Source organism: Vibrio sp. B172a (assembly GCF_030248355.1).
Lineage (GTDB): Bacteria > Pseudomonadota > Gammaproteobacteria > Enterobacterales > Vibrionaceae > Vibrio > Vibrio owensii.
The window spans coordinates 1-18,541 of sequence record NZ_JAHGAC010000027.1; the positions used below are offsets into that span (position 1 = coordinate 1).

Sequence of the window (18,541 nt, forward strand, 5' to 3'; positions counted from 1 at the left end):
TAATGCACAGTTTTGGGTAGCCAGACTCGAATTGCCTTATATTTGTGAAAAGGGCGCACCGATATGGTGCGCCCTTTTTGTTTATAAGTTTGTTAATTTTACTAATTCTATATAAATCAATGAGATAAAAAGTTGGCACGCCGCTTGGATTAATAAAACTGTTTCAGGATGAAAGCTGCGGAGAAGATTCAATGAAAATCATTAATGCCATTATAAAACCTTTTAAGTTAGACGATGTTCGCGAAGCATTGGCTGATGTTGGTATTGAAGGGATGACAGTATCAGAGGTTAAGGGTTTTGGTCGTCAGAAAGGCCACACGGAGCTATACCGTGGCGCTGAGTATCAAGTCGACTTTCTACCAAAAGTAAAACTAGAAATCGCAACCCACGCAGACAATGTGGAACGTGTGGTAGAAGCCATCACAAAAGCGGCGCAGACCGGAAAGATTGGTGACGGCAAAATTTTTGTTTACGACCTGAACCAAGCGGTGCGTATCCGTACTGGTGAAATGGACGCAGAAGCACTTTAAGAATTCAAGGGATTGGAGAATTATCATGGAATTAACAACAACAGTAACTGAATTACGTTACGCACTCGACACCTTTTTCTTCCTCATTTCCGGTGCGTTGGTAATGTGGATGGCAGCAGGTTTTGCCATGCTAGAAGCGGGCTTAGTTCGCTCTAAAAACACAACAGAAATTCTAACTAAAAACATCTGTCTTTACGCGATCGCTTGTACCATGTTCCTATTGGTTGGCTACAACATTATGTATGTCGATAACGGTGAAGGCGGTTGGTTACCATCATTTGGTGCATTAATTGGCACACAAGGTGAAGGTGCAGACCACTCTCTAGAGTCGGACTTCTTCTTCCAAGTAGTATTTGTAGCAACAGCAATGTCAGTGGTTTCTGGCGCGGTTGCAGAGCGTATGAAGCTTTGGTCTTTCCTAATCTTCTCAGCGGTACTGACGGCATTTATCTACCCAATGGAAGGTTACTGGACTTGGGGTGGTGGCTTCCTATCAGAAGCAGGTTTTAGTGACTTTGCGGGCTCAGGTATCGTACACATGGCCGGTGCTTCAGCAGCATTAGCAGGCGTACTATTACTGGGTGCACGTAAAGGTAAATACGGTAAAAACGGCGAAATCTACCCAATCCCTGGTTCAAACATGCCTCTCGCTACATTGGGTACGTTCATCCTTTGGTTCGGTTGGTTCGGTTTCAACGGCGGCTCTCAACTTATGGTTTCGGATTTTGAGAACGCGACTGCAGTTGGTCAAATTTTCCTAAACACAAACGCTGCAGCTGCAGCAGGTGCAATTGCCGCACTATTTGTATGTAAGACAACTTGGGGTAAAGCAGACCTGACTATGATTCTTAACGGTGCGTTAGCTGGTCTTGTTGCTATCACGGCTGACCCTCTATCTCCATCACCGCTTTATGCAGTGGCGATTGGTGCGGTATCAGGTGCGCTAGTAGTATTCAGCATCATTGGTTTGGATAAGATTAAGATTGATGATCCAGTAGGTGCTATCTCAGTTCACGGTGTGTGTGGTTTCTTCGGCCTAATGGTTGTGCCACTGAGCAACGGTGATGCAACGTTTGGTGCACAGCTTCTAGGTGCGGCAGTTATCTTTGCTTGGGTATTTGGTGCAAGCCTAGTGGTATGGGCAATCCTGAAAGCGACAATCGGTATCCGTGTATCGGAAGACGAAGAGCTAGAAGGTATGGATATGCATGACTGTGGTGTTGGTGCTTACCCAGAATTCGTGACTGTGAAATAACACTCACAATGTAATAAATAGTTACAAACTTAACATTAAAAAACCTGCTCCAATGAGCAGGTTTTTTTATTGATTAATTGTTTTCTTATTGAACATGCATATAATAACGCAACTGATAAACGTTATCATTAGCATGGTAAAGGATTAAACAATGAAAAAACTGCTAACTCTTTCAGCGATTACTTGCGCTACTCTGGCTCCAACGGCAATGGCTGCTGAAGAAGTGAACGTGTACTCTTACCGTCAACCTTTCCTAGTTGAACCTATGTTCAACGAGTTCACTAAAGAAACTGGCATTAAAGTAAACGTTAAGTTTGCGAAAAAAGGTCTAGCAGAGAAGTTGGCTCAAGAAGGCGAATACAGCCCAGCTGACGTAATCCTTACTACAGATATCAGCCGTCTAGCTGAACTGACAAACAAAGGTCTGGTTCAAAAAGTAGACAGCAAAATCATCGAAGAAAACGTACCAGCACAGTACCAAGACAAAGAAAACGAGTGGTTTGCTCTGACTCTACGTACTCGTAACGTTTACTCTTCACGTGACCGTGTTGGCAAACTAGGTAACGACTTCAACTACGCGGACCTAGCAAAGCCTGAGTTCAAAGGCAAAATCTGTACTCGTAGCGGTAAGCACCCTTACAACGTATCTCTAGTATCTTCTATGATCGCTCACCACGGTGAAGCTGAGACTAAAGAGTGGCTAGAAGGCGTAAAAGCGAACCTAGCTCGTAAGCCTCAAGGTAACGATCGTGCTCAAGTTAAAGCAATCAAAGAAGGTCTATGTGACGTTTCTCTAGGTAACAGCTACTACCTAGGTAAGATGGTTAACGACAAAGAGCAAAAAGCTTGGGCTGATGCGGTATACATCAACTTCCCTAACCAAGAGACAACAGGTACGCACGTAAACATCTCTGGTATGGCGATGGCGAAGTTCTCTCCAAACAAAGACAACGCTGTGAAGCTTATGGAATTCCTAACGGGTGACAAAGCGCAGCAAATGTACGCAGAAGTAAACTACGAGTACCCAGTGAAGGAAGGTGTTAAGCGTTCTGAGCTTGTGGAATCTTGGGGTGACTTCAAAGCGGATTCGATTTCTCTAGATGACATCGCTTCTCACCATGAAGCAGCAATCAAGCTACTAGATGAAGTGAAATTTGACCTTTAATTCCATGTGGGGGTATAACTGTACCCCCATTTTATTAAAGGATATGAGATGTATTTGCAGCCGCATTTGTATTTCATAAAGCCTTGCAGTATTTAGGCAATGAAGAATAAACATTCTCTATGGAAAACCAGTAGTGGGGCTATCACCCTGTTACTGGTTTTGCCGATCTTAGCGATCTTCTACACCGCCATTGGCGAAACGGATGACTTGTTTACACATTTGATGTCGACAGTCATGCCTACCTATATATACAACACCGTTGCATTGACTGCGGGTGTGATGCTTCTCTCTTTGATTCTGGGTATTCCAAGTGCTTGGTTTATGGCGATGTGTAAGCTGCCAACCGAGAAATGGTTACAGTGGGCCTTAGTTCTACCACTTGCGATGCCGGGTTATATCATTGGTTACATTTTTACGGATTGGTTTGATTTTGCTGGGCCAATTCAAATCTTCTTACGTGATATAACGGGATGGGGGCCGGGTGAATATTGGTTCCCTGATATTCGAACCTTAGGTGGTGCGACTTTCGTTCTTTCTCTTGTTCTTTACCCATACGTTTACTTGCTTTGTCGTGCTGCATTTATGGAGCAGAACGTTTCTCTACTGCAGAGTGCTCGCTTACTAAAATGTTCTCCTTGGGAAAGCTTTTGGCGTATCTCTTTACCGCTTGTAAGACCCTCTATCGCTGTTGGTTTGTCTCTGGTCGCGATGGAAACCATCGGTGACTTCGGAACCGTCAGCTATTTTGCTGTGAACACGCTTACGACTGCGGTTTACGATACTTGGCTTGGGTATTCGAACCTCAATGCAGCCGCGAAAATCTCAGCCATGATGTTGATGATCGTGGTGTTGTTACTGAGTGCAGAGCGCTACAGTCGCCGCAAGCAGAAGCTGTTCCAAAGCCAGTTTAATAGTCATGAAGATTTCCGTTATGAGCTACGAGGCTGGCGAAAGTGGGGCGCATTAATTTGGTGTTGGGGCTTGGTGGCAATCGCGTTTATCTTCCCATTGCTACAGTTAATTGATTACGCCATCACTTACTTTGCACAAAGTTGGACGCCTGAGTTCCGTGAATACGCATGGAACAGTTTGGTAGTGTCAGTCGTGGCTGCAATCATCGGTGTTGCGATTGCTTTGACCGTTAACTTCAGTCAACGCGTAAACGGTGGCCGTTCGAGCTTAGCGTTTATGCGCCTGTCTTCGATGGGCTACGCTGTCCCTGGTACAGTATTGGCTATCGGTGTAATGGTTGCTGTGTTGTTTATGGATCACCGGGTTAACGATATTGCTAAAGCGATGGAGTGGGGCAGACCTGGACTTATTTTCTCAGGCTCTATGTTTGCGCTGATTTTCGCGATGGTGGTGCGTTTCTCCGCTGTTGCAATTGGTAGTGTGGAAAGTAACCTAAACAAGATCTCACCATCGTTGGATATGGCTTCCCGAACTATGGGGTGCACGCCAAATACCATGCTGTGGCGAGTGCATTTCCCTTTAGTTAAGCGTGGCGCGCTGATTGCTGGTCTTTTGGTGTTTATTGAGTCGATGAAAGAGCTCAATGCTGCACTACTATTGCGACCATTTAACTTTGAAACCTTGGCGACGTATGTGTACAACTTCGCTTCGGATGAGCATTTAGAGCTTGCCGCACTTCCGGCAGTATTACTGGTTCTCGTTGGGTTGATCCCGCTTGTTGTTGTTAACCGTTCACTGGAGCAAAGTCACTGATGAGCTGCGCATTATCGATTAAAAACCTAACTTGTCAGTATGACGATCAGACTGTTCTTGAATCTCTTTCTCTGGAAGTTGAACAAGGACAGATTGTCTGTCTACTCGGTGCGAGTGGCTGTGGTAAGACGACACTTTTGAAAGCCATTGCTGGGCTGCTTCCTCTGAGTTCCGGTCAAATGAGCTTGAACTGCCTTACTATTGATGACGGCAAAAACTGGTTGCCACCAGAGCAGCGTAATATTGGTATGATTTTCCAAGATTACGCTTTGTTCCCACATCTAACAGTCGCTGAGAACATTGCTTTTGGCTTAAAGAACGAATCGGCGCAGCAAAAGCTGATTAAAGTCGAAGAGATGCTCAGCTTGGTTCATCTTAAAGGTTACGGTGACCGTTATCCTCACCAGCTTTCTGGCGGTCAGCAGCAGCGTGTGGCGATTGCTCGTTCACTGGCTTACAAACCAGACCTTCTGTTGTTGGATGAACCGTTTTCCAACATTGACACCCAAGTGCGTCATGAACTGATCCGTGAAATTCGTAAGATCTTTAAAGAGCAAGGTGTTACCGCAATTTTCGTTACTCACAGTCGTGAAGAAGCGTTTGCTTTTGCAGATAAGATGGCCGTGATGAACCATGGTGTGATTGAGCAGTACGGTACAGCCTCGGAGCTTTACTACCAACCTTCGAGCAAGTTTGTCGCAGACTTCTTAGGTGGTGGCAGCTACCTTGCAGCGAAGCGAATTTCCGACAATGAATACGAAACCCACCTTGGTGTAGTAGAAGCGAATGCTCAGCAGGAAATTCAACGCGATAGTGAGTGTGCATTGCTGCTTCGCCCTCAGCATGTACAAATTAAGGTTGATGATGAGAGTGCAGTAAAAGTGCTTGAGCAACACTTTATGGGCGATCATTGTCGTTACGTGATTGATGTCAATGGTGACCGACTGTTAGCAACCTCAACTCAAGCATTGAATGTGGGTGATAGCGTTGCAGTAGAAGTTGAAACTCAAGGCGTATTAGCTTTCGCCTAGTTAATAAAGGCCAGATAGAAAAAGGCCCGGCGGTGATGCCGGGCAAGTGTTCTTCACCTATAGGTTATGTGCTCGAAGCGGGCACAAGGTTCAGTTATAAAGACAAGAAGTCCTTAAACTGTTGAAGAACACGTTCCGCAGTGTCCTTATCTTGCATCTCTGCAAAAATTCGTAGTAGTGGCTCTGTGCCAGAGAAGCGAGCGATGATCCAACCGCCGTTCTTGAAGTACACTTTTGCACCATCTTCATAGCTGACTTTTTCGATTTCAAACTCAAACTCAGGCAACTGCTTTTCAACATAAATCTTGTTGAACAGTACGTCTTTTTGCGCCGGTTTGAACTTGCAATCGCCTTCTGCCATGTAGGCATAACCGTACTTGCCGTAGATTTCATCCAGCAACTCAGACAGCTTCTTGCCGGTTACTGAAATCATTTCTACCAATAGGCTTGATGCGAATACGCCGTCTTTGCCTTTGATATGACCACGAATAGTCAGACCGCCAGAACTTTCACCGCCAATCAGTGAATCGTCAGCTTCCATTTGAGAACTGATGTGCTTAAAGCCAACAGGAACCTCAAAGCATTTCTCGCCATGATCTTCTGCGACTTTATCTAACAGGTGCGTGGTTGCGATGTTACGTACCACTGAGCCTGTCCAGCCTTTGTATTCAAGTAGGTAGTAGTACAGCAGCAGTAGTACTTCATTTGGATGAATGAAGTTACCTTTTTCGTCGATAATACCAAGGCGGTCAGCGTCGCCATCGGTACCAATACCAATGTCGTAACCTTTTTGTTCTACAAGGTGCATCAAGCGGTAAAGCGTTGCTGCACTTGGTGATGGCATCAAGCCGCCGAAGTCTGGGTTTTTACCATCGTTGATCACGTCGACTTCACAGCGACCGTTGATCAATACGGTCTGTAGTGCGTTTTTCGCAACACCAAACATTGGATCGATCAACACACGTAGATTCGCCTTCTTGATCGCTTCGATGTCGATAAAGTCTATGATTGAGTCAACGAATTCGTTCATCGGGTTGATGATTTCAATCAGCTTATCTTCAACTGCTTGTTCAAAGTCGACGCTTTTAACATCTTGCGCAGTTAGTGTAGCGATTTGCGATTCGATCTTTTCAGTGATGATTTCATCTGCGTCACGACCGCCTTCAATGAAGACTTTAATGCCATTGTAATCGGCAGGGTTGTGCGATGCGGTAATACATGCAGAGTACGCGCAGCCCATTTCCTTCGCTTTAAACATTACGATAGGCGTTGGGACAAATTTGTCGATAAAGCTCACCACAATGCCGTTTGCTGCTAGAACTTCAGCGAACCAACGACCGGCTTTATCGGAAAGAAAACGACGGTCATAGCCAATCACAAAGCCGCGGTCAGCAACCGATTCGTTATTCGTGATGTTTGCAACTGCTTGAGCGACCAAACGTACATTATCTTTAGTGAACTCCTCACCGATAAATGCACGCCAACCGCCTGTACCAAATTTGATCATGATTCGATCCTCGATAAGAGCGGCATCCCACCGCCTCTTAAATCTTTGCTAGCGAACCGATGCACTTACAAACTCAGTGCATCGGATAAATCAAAAGGGGAGAAGCTCTCCCCTAAAAGATGATTAACCTAGAGTAACGATAACTTCGTTTACTGAACCTTCCGCTTGAACTGGTACAGAGGCACCATTTACTGCTTCACCGTTCACAGTAATTGACTTAACGCCTTTGCTTACTGAGTCTGGGTTAACGACTTTGATGTTGTACGTTGCACCTAGCCATTGTCGAGTCACTTCGAAACCTGGCCAGTTCGTTGGGATACATGGATCGATAGTCAGACCATCAAAGCCTGTACGCACACCAAGGATAAAGTTGGTAACTGCGAAGTAAGCCCAGCCAGATGTACCTGTTAACCATGGGTGGTTTGCACGACCGTGGTCTTGATGGTCACGACCCATAATGAACTGAACGTATGAGTAAGGTTCTGCAATACGTTTTTCGATGATGTCGTTCTGGTTGTATGGGTTAAGTGCATCGTAGAACTTCATTGCACGATCACCACGACCCAGTTTCGCTTCAGCTACCCAAGCCCATGGGTTTGGGTGCGAGAAGATTGCACCGTTCTCTTTTACGCCTTGGTAAACGCGAGTTACGAAGCCGATATCATCATTCGGTGTTGCAAAAGATGGTGAGTTTAGGTGAAGGCCGTATTCAGAGAACAGGTTCTCGTCGACTGCGTCCATCGCTTTCTCACCGCGCTCTTGAGATACCGCACCGGAAAGTACCGCAAGCGTGTTTGACTCTAGGTGTACTCGGCCTTCCGCTTGTTGCGCAGTACCGATCTTGTCGCCATTTTTCGTTAGACCACGGATGTACCAACCGCCTTCGTCATCCCAAAGGTGTGTTTCACACGCTTCACGAACGTTTGCTGCCATCACCGTGTATTTCTCAACGTCAGCTTCTTTACCTAGGTATTTCGCTAGGTCGATGAACTCCTGCAGTGCCCAGAAATGTAGGAACGACACCATTGAAGATTCGCCACCACCTAGGTTCAGACAGTCGTTCCAGTCTGCACGCAGGCCTTTACAGATACCGGTTTGACCTACGTACTCCGCAGAGAAGTCTAGTGCTGCTTTCATGTGGTCATAAACGGTTGCATCGCCACCGTCAGCGTAAGGGATCACTTCGTCAAAGAAGCTGTGCTCACCCGTTTCCATCACGTACTTACAGATGGTTGGAACTAGCCATAGGTGATCATCAGAACATGTGTCTTCGATGCCGTGAATCTTGTCTTCATCAGATGGAGTAGGAACAACTGTTGGTGATTTCGATGGTTTAACGTCTGCTTTTTCTGGATCGAACCAATCTGGATCGAATAGGTGTAGACCGTAACCCGCCTTCACTTGACCGCGCAGTAGGTCAACGATACGTTTACGCGTCATTGCAGGGTTAGCGTGAGGAACTGAGATCGCATCTTGCGCTGTATCGCGGTAACCAAGACCAGTACGACCACCCACCTCGATGAACGAAGCAAAACGAGACCACACCACACAAGTTTCTGCTTGGTATAACGTCCAAGCGTTGATCATGGTGTCTAGACCTTCGTTTGGTGATTTCACTTGGAACTTGCCACAACGCTCATCCCAGTGTGCTTTGATACCCGCAAATGCATTGTCGACTTCTGCAAGGTCTTGGTACTTAGCACGTAGACGCTCACCATTGCCTTTACCGATACCTAGAATGTAAGCAAAGCGAACTTCCTCACCTGGTTGGATGGTAAATTGCTTGTGCAGAGAGCCACAGTGGTTGTAACACGTTTGCGCTGTGTTGAAACACTTACCTTGTTCTACCGCTAGCGGGTTTGCTTCGTCACGATATAGACCTAGGAAGCTGTCACGTTGCCCGTCGTATGAATCTGGGTCAAATGTTGAAGCTAGGTAGTAGAAACCTTCGAAATCGTTGGTGTTGTAGTACAGGTCGTACTCAATCACACCTTCGTTGTAAGCCGTACCTGCTGAGTACAGAGACATCTGATGGTTTTGGTTATCAGATTGAATGTGGCTGAATGAGAACTCAACAAATGAGAATGCGCTGATTGTACGTGGTTTGTCTGAGGTGTTTTTAATCACTACATCCCAGATTTCGGCGTCTTCGCCTTTTGGCACGAACAGAGTTTTCGTTGCGGTAATACCGCTGTATTCACATTTGAACTTAGAGTAAGACAAGCCGTGACGAACTTCGTAGTTTGCTTCGTCTAGGCTCTTCGCAACTGGTTGCCAAGAGATTGACCAGTAATCACCTGTTTCATCATCACGTAGGTAAACGTAGTGTCCTGGGCGATCGAATGTCGCGTTTGGACGGAATTTAGTAACACGGTTGTATTCTGGAGAGTTGTAGAACGAGTAGCCACCCGCGTTGTGCGAGATAACCGTACAGAACTTCTCAGTACCTAAGTAGTTTGTCCATGGTGCTGGTACGTCAGGGCGAGTGATGACGTATTCGCGATTCTCGTTATCGAAATAGCCGTATTTCATTTGTGTATTTCCTTTTTACTAAGCTGCGCCTGCAGCCAAAAATTTAAAAACTCTTTAAGCGTGATGCGTTGGCATCTAGCTTGGTATTACTTCCACGGTTTACGGTAATTCACTCCCTGCAAGTCGAGCAGAGGAAGGTGACCTTTCAAACGTGATAAATAGTCGGTCCAATCGCGGTGTTGTTTTTCAGTCCAACATGCTTCTGCCATGGCTGTCAGGCGAGGGAAAATCATGTAGTCCATGCGCGATGGGTTGTTGATGATTTCGCACCATAGAGCGGTTTGAATACCCCAAATGCGTTTTCTGATTGGGTCGTCAGCAGGGACTTCTGCTAACGGCTCGTAGTTGTAAGCTTTTTCTAGTGGCAGTGGGTTTGCCCAGTCCACGCCCGGTTCTTCAGGTGCGTAGTCTTGGGTCATATCTAGGTAAGTGGTTTGTGCCGGTTGCAGCACCACATCAAAGCCTTGGCGAGCACAGTTCAATGCCGCTTCTTCGCTTAGCCATGAGTAGATCACCGTATCTTTACTGACCTTATTGCCGTGTTGAGCTTCTTCCCAACCCAGCATGCGTTTGCCCAGTTTGCGTAGTTTGTCTTCTGCATGGCGAAGAAAATGGCCTTGTAGCTCCTTGTAATCGGTGTACCCCAACTTCTCCATAAACGCTAGGCAAGCAGGGCTTTTCGACCAGACGCCATTAGGCACTTCGTCTGCACCAATGTGAACATAAGGAGCAGGGAATAGAGCCGCGACTTCCTCAAGCACTTTGTCGATAAACTCGTAACTACCCGGCAGAGCAGGGTTGATGACGTTGTCGTTGTAGTGCTGAATGCTGCGATATTCCGTCGTATCCTCTTCTTCAACCAATAGGTGTGGCAGAGCCTTAATCGCGGCACGACAATGACCAGGTACATCAATTTCAGGAATGATGGTGATGCCACGTTGTGCTGCAAATTCGATAACTTCTTTGATTTCTTCTTGCGTGTAGAAGCCGCCGTAGCGTTGAGACAAATGGGTGTATTGCGGCTCGATGGTTTCATCAATTCCGCGCCATGCTCCAATATCCGTAAGCTCAGGCAGAGATTTGATCTCGACACGCCAGCCTTCATCGTCAGTGAGGTGCCAATGGAACGTGTTGAACTTGTAGTGTGCCAATAAGTTGATCAGGCGTTTTACTTGCTCTACCGAGTGGAAATGGCGAGCGCAGTCCAGCATCATGCCGCGGTATCGAAAACGAGGGCTGTCTTTGATCGAGCAGCACACCACTTCCATGGTGTTGGTGTTCTCGTCTCGTTTTAGTAGTTGCAATAAGGTCGCACAAGCATGGGTAAAGCCAGACGAAGACCCTGCCTCAATCTTGATCGACTCTTCTGATACTTTTAACTTGTAAGCGCCTTCATCTAGCGTAGGGTTACTTTTGAACAGGATTTTTCCGCTGTTGGATGAAGAAAGCTCAAACTGATGAATACGCTGGAGTTCTTCCTGTAACCACGTTTTTGCTGAGTTGGCTAAGTCAGTATAAATTGCCACGCCAGCTTGCTCGTCAAACGTGAACGAGTGGTCACTGACCTCAATATGATTAGGCTTTGGCAGCAACGGCTGTGCATGGGTTAAGCTTGCAGGAATCTCACTGCGTTCACGGTAAGGTGACGCTAAAACGATAGGAGTCACATCCACTTGTGCGCGCTGTGGGTGTCCATCAACGACAAAGTCGATCATCGCTTCATTAAAGCCATCCGAGTAATAACGGAATGGGTTTGAACCAATGCTGAATTCACAGTAATAGTGATGGTTGGCAGCCAGTACCATACCTTCCGGTTTTAGTGTGCAAAAGCTACCAATTTGAGTCAGTTGACCATTTGAAACGCTGTCTGGAAGAATGTAACGATCGAAAGCGAAAGTTAAGCTCCAGCTTTTTAGGTCTTGGTCGCTCAAATTGTGAAAGGTGAGTCCAAAGCGGCAGTTTTGTTTTTGCTCAGAAAGGACCACTAGATCAACACGATATTCCATGCTCACTCCTACTCAACACTCACGGCGTAAAGGTTATGCTCTGGCTTGCCAGCAAACATAATGGCTCCTTCAATCGCATCAAATTGAGGTTCAACCACCCACTGTTGAACTGGAGGAGACAACCAGTTCAGAATTCGCTCTGCGATACTGCCCATTAGGCAGATACGAGTAGCCCCACGCTTATTCAGCGCGACTAAGAACATTTCTATATCGGCTGCGGTTTGCTTAAGCATTTCAATCGCCAGAGCATCGCCTTGTTCCGCATGTTGGAAAATAGCAGGAGAAAATTGACCGTAATCGCGAGGCAAAGCTTGTTTAGACCACGCCACTACGTTGTCGATGTCATTTTCAAAATGATTCATAACGTGCGCGGCTAGAGGTGTTTTTTCACGGATGCCATCTTCTGCTAGCAATACCTGTTGGATCAGGCGCAACCCCATGACTGCGCCGCCACCTTGATCGGAGATTGGGAACTCGCGACCACCAACGACATGTTGCTCGAGACCTTTAAGGAAAATGCCGCATGAACCGGTTCCTGCAATCATGATTGCGCCATCTTCACCGTTATGCGCACCAATACATGCTCCGTAAGCATCGGTATTGAGTGTCATACTGGCAAATGGGTGCCCTAAAGCCATGAATGCTTGCCAAGAGGTTTTATGTTCAGCGCCCGCAAGTGCTAAGCCAACGTGCATAGAAGCAAACTCTTGTTGAGAGAGACCGCCTTGTTGTGCTGCTGAAGCGATGGATTCAAGAATCGACGCCATCGCGACTTCTGCACCTAACATAATGTTAGCGCTGCCGCTTTTAGCTTCTCCAACGAAGTTGCCTTGCGCGTCTTTGATACGGGCGCGACAGGAAGTGCCACCGCCATCAATACCTACAAAATACATCCCCATGTTTATTGCTCCTTGAAGGCTTGAGAGTTCGCTAAAGTCGAGATGTGCTGAGCCTGACTCATTACTGCGAGTAGGTACCACGCACCATGCGGGATCCATTGTTCTCCCCAGCGCCAGTTTTGAAGCATGTCGTCTTTCTGTGCTGGTGGATTAAATGCAATGTCTTCCTCGTCTTCGAAACCGCCGGTGATGCCGTTACACACGCCACCTTTTGCATTGAAGAAACCATATTGAGGAAGGTAGTCCGGATTGTTACGACCATGACCGTCCAACATGCACATGTCGTACGGGTTCAGACCCACAATCCAGTTGATAGAATCTTGTGCGAGTTTAGAAAGTTGCTGCTTTAGAATTTCTGACTCGATAAATGGTTGCACCAAATACGCCATGGTTGCGAGTGAACCTAAGCGAGCATTCTCACCTTGCCACCAGTAACCCGATTCATTGTTGTGTGCCACAAAGAACGCATCACGTTTTGCTTCGTCCACGCCTTTTACATATTGGCGTGGGTAACCAAATGGGTTCTTTACTTTATTGGTGATAGAGACTTCAAACTCACAAGCTTGAGTGATGATTTGTTTTGCTACTGAAGCGTGCTCAGAGTCGTCTTCAATCGCCAAGTATTCGCACAGCGCGATAACAGGAAGTCCTGCTTCTGCCGCATGGAAGTAAGGGCGGCTGCCATCTTGATTGGCTGCCCAGAAATGTTGAATGTGCTCATCATTCATTTGACGAGCAGAAAGGCGGTTTGCCCACACGCGGCTTTCTTCTAGGTAGCGGGTTTCTCTGGTGGTCTTAAATAGCTCAACCGCTGCAAGTAATGCGCAGTATTCATCGATGATGTTCTCTTCACCATCGTTTAGGTATTGGGTGTTGTGCTCTTTTAAGTGCCAGTAGCAGTTTTCCGCTGCATTACGGTATTTTTGTTGGTCGAATTCACCATGAACCTCTAGACGTGCTGCTGAAGCTAATGCCGCAATGCTAACGCCAGCTCCTTGTCGGTAACCGGCTTGGTAGTCATCAAACTTATGACCAAGTTGGGTTTCGTAGGCGCAGATTTCACGTTGAGCTGTGTCTTTACTCCACTTGTCGAACACGGTCATGTAGAAGAAGCCTTTTTCGTTTTGCATACGAACAAGGAAGTCTGCACCGAACAGGGCTTCTTCAATAAGGCGAGTAGCAGTGAATTTAGCCAGTTTGTCGTTGCCTTCAAGTAGAGACAAACCTTTTAACATGTTCCACACCACCATAGGGGTCTGCTGTGGGTTTAGGTAGTTTGCGTACGACAAATGGCTCAGATATTTGCTGACATCGCCTGAAGCGTCATACCAACCGCCATGAACATCTGCGGTTTCGTCGGAATTTAGCAGTGGAGCCTGACGATCTTGCTGATCGAAAATGCCTCCGCAGCGCTGAGATTTAAAATAATGGATCACATCTGAAAGCGTGCGATCGAAAAGAATATGTTCGCCGATCTCAAAGTGAGATGAACGTAAATGGTCGAAACGAAGGTAATAGTGACCTGGAGTATTAAATGAAGAAAAGTCGATAAGGTAGAAATGACCTTGATGCCAGTTCGCTACTTTGCCTTGCTTTTCTACCGTCAAGGTTGCAACGGTTTGATGGCTATCGGCACAAACCAACAAAGCCGTATAAGAAGACAGGCGTGGTCGGCTCGTCTGGATGATCGCTTTCTTAGGGCCCAGACGCTCGTAACCAATGTGGTTAGTCAGTAGCAGCATTCAATCTCTCCGGGAAACAATAAAATATAAAGGGAAAAAGGGGTCAGATTGATACCTGACCCTCGTTATGATTAATCTTCGAATAAGTAACAACGAACAAAGTGGTTATCAGACAGTTGCGTCACACCAGGCAGTCGCTCGCGACATTTTTCTGTGGCATGAACACAGCGTCCTGCAAATGGACAACCGACTGATTCAGGCGTCCAAAGTGGGATCTCACCTTTGTTGCCTTTCAACTTCTCGTGAATTGACTTTGATGGATCTGGCACGGCTGAAACCAGTAGTTGCGTGTATGGGTGTTGAGGATCGTGAATGATTTCCTCTGTGTCACCCCACTCAACCATGTGGCCCACGTACATAACCGCAAGATCTTCAGCGATATAACGCGCTGTCGCGATGTCGTGAGTGATGTAAAGAAGAGACATTTGTTTCTCAAACTTCATCTCTTCCATCAGGTTAAGAACACCAGCACGGATCGATACGTCAAGCATTGATGTTGGTTCGTCAGCCAGTACCACTTCTGCACCAACTGCAATGTTACGAGCCAAGTTCACGCGCTGACGTTGACCACCAGAAAGTTGGTGTGGGAACTTTTGCGCCGTTTCTTTTGGTGGAATAAGACCAACTTGTTCTAGTAGGTCGTACACGCGCTCTTCCAACTCTTTTTTGTTGCCCGGTGATACCTTCTTGTGGATGAGAAGAGGACGAGCAATATGGTGGAAGATGTTGTGTGTTGGGTTTAGCGAGCCAAACGGGTCTTGCCATACCATTTGCACGCCTTCACGGTAAGTCATCAAATCGTGACGAGAAGTGATGTCTTGAATATCACGACCTTTGTACTCGATGATGCCATCGGTTGGGGCGTACATTTTCGCAATCATTTTTGCGGTAGTAGATTTACCTGAGCCAGACTCACCTACCACTGATAAACCGCGGCTTTTGTACATTTTGAAAGATACGTCGTTGATTGCACGCATCTTAGATTGTTTGATTGAGTTACTGTTTAAAGGGAAGTCCTTAACGACATTTTTACCTTCAACCAGCAATTCGCCGAATTGTTTGCTCATAATTCTCTCCAGTGTAATTTTCTTCTTAGCTAGCGTTATTTTTTGTTGTTAAACCTTAGCTTGAGCAATCGTGTCGCCATACAAGTGGCAGTTTGAGAGACGACCAGGTTCAATTTGACGCAGCTGAGTTGGTACTCGCGTACAAGCTTCATGGACACGGTCACAACGAGCTTGGAATCGACAACCTTGAGGAACTTCTAATAGGTTCAAAGGGTTGCCTGGAATACCAGTCAATTTGGTCTTAGGACCAGTTAGTGGAGGGAAAGAGCTACCCAAACCTTTTGTGTAAGGGTGGTAAGGACTTTCCAGAATTTGTTTAGAAGGGGCGACTTCAATCAGTTCACCTGAGTACATGATGCCGATGCGGTCAGAGAACTCGACCATCAATGACAAGTCATGGGTGATGAACAGAATCGAGAAGCCAAACTCTTCTTTAAGTGCATAGATTTTTTGCAGAATCTCACGTTGAACTACCACGTCTAGTGCCGTTGTAGGTTCATCCATGATGATCATTTTCGGGTTCAGAGCCAAAGCAATAGCAATAACCAGGCGCTGACGCATACCGCCAGAGAATTGGTGTGGGTAATCGCTTAGTCGGCTAGGGTGGATATCAACGATTTCCAATAGACCTTCTGCACGAACTTTCGCTTGAGCGCGAGTCATGTTGGTGTGACGCATGATTACGTCACAGAACTGCTCTTCCATCGTTAGTACTGGATTCAAAGCGTTCATCGCACTTTGGAATACCATCGACATTTCGCTCCAGCGGAACGACTGCATACGCTCATCGCTGTATTGAAGGATATCTTCGCCATTGAAGATAACCTCACCACCAGTGATAAACGCTGGCGGCTTATGAAGGCGCATTAGCGAGAATGCAACAGTTGATTTACCACAGCCAGATTCACCTGCTAGGCCAAATACTTCGCCTGGCGCAATGTCGAAGCTGACGTTGTTACAGGCGCGGACATCGCCCGCATCTGTAATGTAGTCCACGCATAGGTTACGGATAGAAATTAGTGGTGCAGTCATGATTATTTATCTCCGCTCCATAGTGCATTTTGTGGTGCCAATTCTGGCTCACGCTCTTTCTTGTCTTGTGCTGCCATTTTCTTCCAGCGCTTCATACCTTTGTGAGAACGAAGCTGCGGGTTAGCAATTTCATCGACTGCGAAGTTCAGTAGAGCAAGGCCAGTAACCAATAGAGTTAGTGCAATACAAGGTGCTAGAACTTCCCACCATGCGCCGATAAGCATCGCTGATGAAGTCTGTACGTTGTACAGCATGATGCCCCAACTGATGGTGTTTGCATCGCCTAGGCCTAGGAACGAAATTACCGCTTCCGTGTTGATTGCTAGCATTACCGAACCGATGAAGCTTGCACCAACGATTGGGATTAGGTTTGGCAAAATCTCAACGAAGATGATGCGAATTGGTGACTCACCCAGTACTTCTGCAGCTTTAACGAATTCTTTTTCTCGTAGTGCCATGGTTTGAGCTCGCACAACACGTGCACCCCAAGCCCAGGAAGTACCGGCGATAATCAAGGCAATGGTGAGCGGCCCTGCCTCCCCGATAAACGCAGCGAGTACGAACAGGAGTGGTAACTGTGGAATAACCAGCATGATGTTCATTGCGGCACTCAGTACGTCATCGACACGGCCGCCGAAGTAACCTGCTGAGATACCAATAACCGTTGCTAGGAAACACACGATAACACCCGCACCAAAACCCACACCCAGAGATACTCGAGCGCCATAAGCAACTTGGGACCAGATGTCACGACCCATACGAGATGTGCCTAGTACGTGGTCCGCTTTTTTCGACATAAGCAGCGTACGACGGTCATCTGCTAGGTTTTTAGCAACCCAGCCATCAGGGTTGTTTTGTGCTTGTTTTACAACAAATCCAGGGTATTCATGTGGGTTACCAGTGCGCTTATCTGGCGCGTGCTGAGTGATCAACGGAGCGGCAACGGCGACAAAGATGAATAACGAGATAATCGCCAAACCAACACGCGCGAACGCGTTACCTAAAATCAGTTTAAATAGTTCTTTCATGATTATTTGCCTCCCTTACGTAGGCGAGGGTCTAGAATCATGTACAGCATGTCAGCCATTAGGTTGAAGCACAGCATGAACATCGTCATGATGATTAGCTGACCTTGAAGTACTTGGTAGTCACGTGCATGAATTGCGTTTAGAAGAACCGTACCTAGACCTGGGTAGTTGAAGATCATCTCGATGATTAGCTGACCACCGATTGCCATACCTAGAGACATTGAAAGTGCGGTTACACTTGGTAGTAGTGCGTTACGAGCTGCGTAGTTGAATACAACTCGGTTTTCGCTCAGACCCTTACCTTTTGCCATTGTGATGTAATCTTCAGCAAGAAGGTTGATCATGTTGTTACGCATGTTTACTAGGAAGCCACCAATCTGAACAATCGTCGCACAGAACAATGGAAGAATAGCGTGGTAACCCACGTCTTTTAGGAACTCCCAGCTTGTCCAATCTGGCACAGTACCCGGGGTGTAGGCGTAGCCTGATGGGAACCACTTAAGACCGATGGCAAAGATGAACAGCGCTAGCATCGCGATAACCATTTGTGGAATCGCTTGAATGATCAGTGTGCCCGGTGTTACGAATGCATCGTATCGGCTACCACGTTTCCAAGCTGCGAAGATACCTAGTACAGAAGCAATCGAGAACGATAGTACAACTGCAGTACCTGCTAGGAACAATGACCAACCGAATGCGCCACCTAGTAGAGAGTTAACTGAAAGCGGGTAGAACTGGATAGAAGTACCTAGCTCCCAGCTTAGAATGTTTTTGATGTACGACAGGTACTGAATGTAGATTGGACCATCTACGAAACCCAGCAGTTCTTTCATTGCTGCGATTCGCTCTGGCGTTACCTGTACTGATGCGTTAGCAAACATCATGGTAACTGGGTCACCAGGCATTGCTCGCGGAATAATGAAGTTTAACGTCGCTGCAACCAAGAGCGCGACAAGATAGAACGACAAACGTCTTAAAAAATAACCCATAACTCACACCTTACTCACCCAGATTTTTTCCCT

At 46.6% G+C, this 18,541-nt stretch carries 14 protein-coding genes; 5 read left to right on the forward strand and 9 right to left on the reverse strand.

Going from position 1 to position 18,541, the window contains the following annotated elements; all coding sequences use genetic code 11:
• Nucleotides 1–191 precede the first annotated feature (191 nt).
• The 5 genes from KIT90_RS21340 to KIT90_RS21360 all read left to right on the forward strand — a co-directional run bounded on the left by KIT90_RS21340 (nt 192) and on the right by KIT90_RS21360 (nt 5,706).
• Nucleotides 192–530: a P-II family nitrogen regulator gene (locus KIT90_RS21340; RefSeq protein WP_005439398.1), complete on the forward strand. Its 339-nt coding sequence runs from the start codon at nt 192–194 to the stop codon at nt 528–530.
• 25 nt (nt 531–555) lie between these two features.
• Nucleotides 556–1,785 (forward strand): ammonium transporter, encoded by a 1,230-nt coding sequence (locus KIT90_RS21345; protein WP_005439399.1) that lies wholly within the window; start codon nt 556–558, stop codon nt 1,783–1,785.
• 151 nt (nt 1,786–1,936) lie between these two features.
• Nucleotides 1,937–2,950 (forward strand): Fe(3+) ABC transporter substrate-binding protein, encoded by a 1,014-nt coding sequence (locus tag KIT90_RS21350; RefSeq protein ID WP_005439400.1) that lies wholly within the window; start codon nt 1,937–1,939, stop codon nt 2,948–2,950.
• 99 nt (nt 2,951–3,049) lie between these two features.
• Nucleotides 3,050–4,675 carry an iron ABC transporter permease gene (locus KIT90_RS21355; RefSeq protein WP_045418546.1) on the forward strand — a complete coding sequence of 542 codons (1,626 nt, stop codon included), beginning with the start codon at nt 3,050–3,052 and terminating at the stop codon, nt 4,673–4,675.
• The gene (locus KIT90_RS21360; protein ID WP_045418542.1) at nt 4,675–5,706 is read left to right on the forward strand and encodes an ABC transporter ATP-binding protein; all 1,032 of its coding nucleotides are present in this window, start codon (nt 4,675–4,677) and stop codon (nt 5,704–5,706) included. The genes KIT90_RS21355 and KIT90_RS21360 overlap by 1 nt, the downstream gene beginning before the upstream one ends.
• A gap of 94 nt (nt 5,707–5,800) precedes the next feature.
• On the opposite strand, the gene KIT90_RS21365 is transcribed toward KIT90_RS21360, so the two are convergent.
• The 9 genes from KIT90_RS21365 to KIT90_RS21405 all read right to left on the reverse strand — a co-directional run bounded on the left by KIT90_RS21365 (nt 5,801) and on the right by KIT90_RS21405 (nt 18,508).
• Entirely contained in the window at nt 5,801–7,213 is a 1,413-nt protein-coding gene (locus tag KIT90_RS21365) for a phosphoglucomutase/phosphomannomutase family protein (RefSeq protein WP_285378609.1), read from the reverse strand.
• 123 nt (nt 7,214–7,336) lie between these two features.
• Nucleotides 7,337–9,745: a GH36-type glycosyl hydrolase domain-containing protein gene (locus KIT90_RS21370; protein ID WP_039984526.1), complete on the reverse strand. Its 2,409-nt coding sequence runs from the start codon at nt 9,743–9,745 to the stop codon at nt 7,337–7,339.
• A gap of 86 nt (nt 9,746–9,831) precedes the next feature.
• Nucleotides 9,832–11,751: a beta-N-acetylhexosaminidase gene (locus KIT90_RS21375; RefSeq protein WP_285378611.1), complete on the reverse strand. Its 1,920-nt coding sequence runs from the start codon at nt 11,749–11,751 to the stop codon at nt 9,832–9,834.
• 8 nt (nt 11,752–11,759) lie between these two features.
• Nucleotides 11,760–12,650, reverse strand: coding sequence for an N-acetylglucosamine kinase (locus tag KIT90_RS21380; protein WP_285378613.1), 891 nt, complete (start codon nt 12,648–12,650; stop codon nt 11,760–11,762).
• A gap of 2 nt (nt 12,651–12,652) precedes the next feature.
• Nucleotides 12,653–14,392 carry a glycoside hydrolase family 9 protein gene (locus KIT90_RS21385; protein ID WP_285378615.1) on the reverse strand — a complete coding sequence of 580 codons (1,740 nt, stop codon included), beginning with the start codon at nt 14,390–14,392 and terminating at the stop codon, nt 12,653–12,655.
• Between the two features lie 71 nt (nt 14,393–14,463).
• Nucleotides 14,464–15,459: an ABC transporter ATP-binding protein gene (locus tag KIT90_RS21390; protein ID WP_005439409.1), complete on the reverse strand. Its 996-nt coding sequence runs from the start codon at nt 15,457–15,459 to the stop codon at nt 14,464–14,466.
• Nucleotides 15,460–15,507: 48 nt separating this feature from the next.
• Entirely contained in the window at nt 15,508–16,491 is a 984-nt protein-coding gene (locus KIT90_RS21395) for an ABC transporter ATP-binding protein (RefSeq protein WP_005439411.1), read from the reverse strand.
• A 2-nt stretch (nt 16,492–16,493) separates the two neighbouring features.
• The gene (locus KIT90_RS21400) at nt 16,494–17,519 is read right to left on the reverse strand and encodes an ABC transporter permease (RefSeq protein WP_005439412.1); all 1,026 of its coding nucleotides are present in this window, start codon (nt 17,517–17,519) and stop codon (nt 16,494–16,496) included.
• A gap of 2 nt (nt 17,520–17,521) precedes the next feature.
• The gene (locus KIT90_RS21405) at nt 17,522–18,508 is read right to left on the reverse strand and encodes an ABC transporter permease (RefSeq protein WP_005425282.1); all 987 of its coding nucleotides are present in this window, start codon (nt 18,506–18,508) and stop codon (nt 17,522–17,524) included.
• Nucleotides 18,509–18,541 lie beyond the last annotated feature (33 nt).

Bases quoted from the DNA above. Each gene is read 5' to 3' on its own strand.
- KIT90_RS21340 (WP_005439398.1), top strand. From the start codon at position 192: ATGAAAATCATTAATGCCATTATAAAACCTTTTAAGTTAGACGATGTT.
- KIT90_RS21345 (WP_005439399.1), top strand. From the start codon at position 556: ATGGAATTAACAACAACAGTAACTGAATTACGTTACGCACTCGACACC.
- KIT90_RS21350 (WP_005439400.1), top strand. From the start codon at position 1,937: ATGAAAAAACTGCTAACTCTTTCAGCGATTACTTGCGCTACTCTGGCT.
- KIT90_RS21355 (WP_045418546.1), top strand. From the start codon at position 3,050: ATGAAGAATAAACATTCTCTATGGAAAACCAGTAGTGGGGCTATCACC.
- KIT90_RS21360 (WP_045418542.1), top strand. From the start codon at position 4,675: ATGAGCTGCGCATTATCGATTAAAAACCTAACTTGTCAGTATGACGAT.
- KIT90_RS21365 (WP_285378609.1), bottom strand. From the start codon at position 7,213: ATGATCAAATTTGGTACAGGCGGTTGGCGTGCATTTATCGGTGAGGAG.
- KIT90_RS21370 (WP_039984526.1), bottom strand. From the start codon at position 9,745: ATGAAATACGGCTATTTCGATAACGAGAATCGCGAATACGTCATCACT.
- KIT90_RS21375 (WP_285378611.1), bottom strand. From the start codon at position 11,751: ATGGAATATCGTGTTGATCTAGTGGTCCTTTCTGAGCAAAAACAAAAC.
- KIT90_RS21380 (WP_285378613.1), bottom strand. From the start codon at position 12,650: ATGGGGATGTATTTTGTAGGTATTGATGGCGGTGGCACTTCCTGTCGC.
- KIT90_RS21385 (WP_285378615.1), bottom strand. From the start codon at position 14,392: ATGCTGCTACTGACTAACCACATTGGTTACGAGCGTCTGGGCCCTAAG.
- KIT90_RS21390 (WP_005439409.1), bottom strand. From the start codon at position 15,459: ATGAGCAAACAATTCGGCGAATTGCTGGTTGAAGGTAAAAATGTCGTT.
- KIT90_RS21395 (WP_005439411.1), bottom strand. From the start codon at position 16,491: ATGACTGCACCACTAATTTCTATCCGTAACCTATGCGTGGACTACATT.
- KIT90_RS21400 (WP_005439412.1), bottom strand. From the start codon at position 17,519: ATGAAAGAACTATTTAAACTGATTTTAGGTAACGCGTTCGCGCGTGTT.
- KIT90_RS21405 (WP_005425282.1), bottom strand. From the start codon at position 18,508: ATGGGTTATTTTTTAAGACGTTTGTCGTTCTATCTTGTCGCGCTCTTG.